Origin of the sequence: Variovorax sp. KK3, assembly GCF_001984055.1 — a bacterium.
Taxonomy (GTDB): domain Bacteria; phylum Pseudomonadota; class Gammaproteobacteria; order Burkholderiales; family Burkholderiaceae_C; genus Variovorax.
On the sequence record NZ_LYVO01000165.1, the window covers coordinates 1 to 2,393 of the forward strand.

Consider the following 2,393-nt stretch of genomic DNA (forward strand, 5'->3'; position numbering starts at 1 on the left):
AGCGTTGTTGGTCACGCCGCCTGTGCCCAGCGTGCCCGTGGTGCCGCCGTCGCCGATCTGCAGCGTGCCGGCTTGGATGGCCGTCGCGCCGGTGTAGGTGTTCGCGCCAGTCAGCACGGTCGTGCCGCTGCCGGCCTGTGTCAGCGTGCCGGTGCCGGCGATGGGATTGGCCACCGTGACGGCGTTGCTGCGCTTGAAGGCCAGTGCGGCGTTGTTGACGACTGCGCCAGTGCCCAGGGTGCCGGTGGTGCCGCCGTTGCCGACCTGCAGCGTTCCGGCATCGATGGTTGTCGCGCCGGTGTGGGCGGTGTTGTTGCCCAGAAGTACGAAGGTTTCCTGGCCCTGCTTGATCAAGTTGCCGCTGCCGCTGAAGGCGCCGGCAAAGTTGGTAGCGGCATCGGTGATGGTCAACGACCTGGCGCCCAGCACCACATGGCCTGCGCCCAAGAGATTGCGCACTGCGGAGTCGGCCGCGGCGCCGGCGATGTCGAAGGTAGCGTCGGGGCCGATGATCACCAAGTGCGAGGCGGCGATGGCGCCGGCACCCGCCAGCGCCAGGGTACCAAGCCGGATGAGGGTCTGACCGGTATATGTATTGGCGCTCGACAGGGTGAGCACGGATGGGCGCCCCAGTTCGAGGTAGCCGGTACCGCTGATGACATTGGCCACTGTGACGGCATCGACGCGGTTGAAGACCAGTGACGCGTTGTTCACCACGGCGCCGGTGCCCAGCGTGCCGCTGGTGCCGCCATTGCCGACCTGCAGCGTTCCGGCGCTGATGGTCGTCGTGCCGGAATGGTCGCGGTTGTCGCCGGTCAGCACCAAGATGCCCGTGCCTTGCTTGATCAACTCGCCGGTGCCGGATAGCGCGCCGGCGAAGATGCTGTTGCCGCCGGTGAGGGTGAGCGATCTTTCGCCCAGCACCACGCGACCTGCACCCGACAGCGTACGCACGCTGCTTCCGGCCGTGGTACCGGAGATGTCGAATGTCGCGCCGCCGCCCACGTTCACGCCGCTCGACGCGGCGATGGCGCCCGAACCTGCCAGCGCCAGCGTGCCCGCCTGCACGATCGTGGCGCCGGTATAGGTGTTGACGGTGTCGAGCGTGAAGGTGCCCGAGCCTTCTTTCACGATGCCGCCGCGTCCTTCCAAGCCGCCGCTGAAGGTCGTGTCGAGGTTGTTGTTGCCGGTCCGGAGATTGCCTGCATCACTCCGGTGTTCCAATATCACGCGGCCCGTGCCAGACAGAGAACCGACGGTCTGTCGGTCGCCTATGAGGAGGGTGCCCGCCTGTCGCACCGTCATCGCCGAGTTGGGACTCAGGTTGGCACCCCTCCAGGCGGTGAGCGTCCCCGACTCGATCGTCGTTTCGCCGGAGTAGCTGTTGCTTGCAAGAAGCTCGAAATCGGCTGCGCCGATTAATCGGCCGGTTCCTTGGATGCGCGCCAGCACGCCCAACAAGTCGGTCTCAAAGCGGAGCGTTCCGTCGTTGAGAATGGTTCCCGTCATGTAATCGTCGGGCGCTACGTCGACTATCACCGTGCCGCCGGCGGCGATGGTAGTCCGGGCCACGCTGTTCAGGCGAGTCAGGACCAGCGTGCCGCTGCCGATCTGCGCCAGCGTCCCGGTACCGGTGATCGAGCCGTAGTACCTGAATTGGTCGCTCCGATTGAAGGCGATCGTGCCGTTCCCCATCACAGACGCATTGCCGTCCAATCCTCCCACGTTGCCACCGTTGCCGAACTGCAGCGTCCCATCGAGCACCTGAGGCGACGTGGCCATGGTCATCATGCCCTCGACGACCGTGATGCCCGCGCCGATCTGGCTGAACTGCCCGCCACCGCCAATCAAGGGCGCCGCGATGGTGAAGCGCTGGCCAGCCCCCTGACTCCCCGTGATGGTGCTGCCCGCGTCGACCTGGATGCCGCTAGTGGCACTGAGGGCGCCGCCGCTTCCGATCTGGATGGCGCCTGCACCGCCTGCGCCCGGCAAGCTGCCGGACCCGGCATTGGACGCGTTGCCGCGCGGGCCGCCGACGCGGACCAGGCCGGCGACGGCTGCAGACCCGCCATCGAAGCGCAGGATGCCCGCGCCGCCGGTGCCGCCGTTGCCGCCCGGCAATTCCGTGGCGCCCGTCGTGCCTGCGCCTGCGCCGCCGCCGGCGCCGCCGATGTTCAAGGTCTCCGCCACCGTCAGCATGGCGCCGCTGCCGAGCGTGAGGTTGCCGTTATTGCCCGTGCCGCCGTTCACGCCCGCGGCGCTGGTGCCGGACGTGATGCCGTAGGCACCGCCGCCGCCGCCGCCACCGGCGCCGATGTACACGGAGGTCACGGCCTGCGCGTCGTCGATGCTCATCGAGCCGCCGGGCTCGATGATGTTGCCGACGGCCGAGC

Annotated in this window: 1 protein-coding gene; it reads right to left on the reverse strand. The window is 68.1% G+C overall.

The features are described from left to right. The coding region (locus tag B0W80_RS33890) for an autotransporter-associated beta strand repeat-containing protein (RefSeq protein WP_218668988.1) at nt 1–2,393 on the reverse strand (2,393 nt) is incomplete at both ends.